This window comes from Bacteroidales bacterium (assembly GCA_012517825.1).
Classification (GTDB): Bacteria; Bacteroidota; Bacteroidia; order Bacteroidales; family JAAYUG01; genus JAAYUG01.
Genome location: JAAYUG010000199.1, coordinates 1 through 1,819 on the forward strand (window position 1 = coordinate 1; position 1,819 = coordinate 1,819).

The window sequence follows — 1,819 nt, forward strand, 5'->3', positions numbered from 1 at the left end:
AAATGGAGAAGGGAGTGGATTAAACCCGAATTTCCGGGAAGTGATAAATATACCGGTGTAAACTGGGTCCTTTTGCGTTATTCCGATATCCTTCTGATGTTTGCTGAAGCCGAGAACGAACTGAACCATGGCCCTACACCCGAGGCTATTCAGGCTCTTCGCAGTGTACGCGAAAGAGCCTTTAAGGGCAATGTTGACAAAATGCCGCCTATTCCTTCTGATTATGAAGGGTTCTTTAACGAAATTGTCAAAGAAAGATCTTGGGAATTCGGGGGTGAATGCATCCGCAAATTTGATCTGATCCGATGGAACCTCTTGGATACAAAACTTCAGGAAACCAGGGAAAATCTGCGAAAGCTCATGAACGGCGAAGCCCCGTACGATAAGGTACCACGGAAACTCGTATGGCGAAATAACGGCGAAAATTTACAGATTATGAACCTTACATGGAACATGGATTCTACAGCCATTGCAAACAGGGATGTTGTCTACTGGCCAAATGTGGCCGACTGGGCTGACGATATTACTGAAGATTTCATCACCCTCCTGGCTGGGTATTTTCAGCCCAACCGTAAAGAGCTTCTGCCTATCCATCAAAGTATACTTGATGCAAATCCAAAACTGACAAATGATTTCGGTAATTAAACCAATTAAATTGTACGCCTATGAAAAAAAGAATCTACTCATTCGTGCTTGCCTGTTTGTTCTTTTCAACAGGTCTGCTTCAGGCACAACACCGCATACAGGTTGTGCCCGGCGATGATCTCATTGCCAAAGTGGCTGCTGCAGCCGATAAAGACACACTGGTACTTGCGCCGGGATTTTATAAAGCCAATTATACTTCCATGATCGTCAATAAATCCCTGGCTATTATTTCTGAAGACCTGGCTGACATGCCAAAAGTCTATCTGAAAAAATTTGAACTGAAAGGGTCTAATATCAGTTTTCACCTTGAAGGTATTGAATTTTCGGGCTTTTTTGTTGATTCTCTCACTCATGTGGAGAGAATTGATACCGTTCCCGCGGCCGATTACCTGATTGACCTTACAACGGAATTCGTATCGGGTAAAGATATTGTCGTAAAAAGTTGCATCGTAAGAAACCTTAACCGGTCGGTTGTCAGAGGTGACCGCCTGGCGTATACGGTTGAAAACTTTCTTTTCGACGACCTCATCGTATATGACCTCAGGGGAGGAGGAGATTATGGTCCTTTTCGTATGAAATCCAATATTAAGTTTAACACATTTACCCTGCGGAATTCCACTATGTACAATATGCTGAACAAGCTGATCGACCTGCAGGATATACCAGACTATCCGATGGACGTTACAGTGGAAAACTGTACTTTCTACAAGTGGGGCGGAGGAAAAACAGGGAATTTCCTCTTCGATATAAAAACCAACACACAGGCCAGCCTCTATCTGAGAAACAATATTTTTGGCAAAACTAATGCCTCAGAAACAGTTATTGTCAACGGATTCAGGGTACCTGTTGCAGCTTATATGGAAATAACGACTTCTGTTTTCACTCCCGACTTTGTTGTAAAAGACAGTGCTTACGAAGTAGTATCATGGGATAAAAAGGAATATGTCGAAACCAACGTTGACCCTGAATGGGCTGATCCTGACAACGGGAATTTCACCCTTCCTGATAATTCTCCTCTTCTGCAGATGAGTACTGAGGGCGGAATCATTGGCGATCCCCGGTGGAATCCGGTAACCCGAGCAGATGCTGATTTGGGTTCCATAATCCTTTCAGCCGGTACACTTACCCCGGCCTTCTCGCCTTCTGTAACCTCCTATACTTTGCACGTTCCGGA

The 1,819-nt window shown here is 44.1% G+C and carries 2 protein-coding genes; both read left to right on the top strand.

Annotation, left to right across the window (positions count from 1 at the left end; translation table 11 throughout):
* The coding region (locus tag GX419_13370) for a RagB/SusD family nutrient uptake outer membrane protein (GenBank protein ID NLI25686.1) at positions 1–645 on the top strand (645 nt) is incomplete at its 5' end.
* A gap of 20 nt (positions 646–665) precedes the next feature.
* Positions 666–1,819, top strand: a 1,154-nt coding sequence (locus tag GX419_13375; GenBank protein NLI25687.1) for a DUF5123 domain-containing protein, incomplete at its 3' end; no start/stop codon positions are given.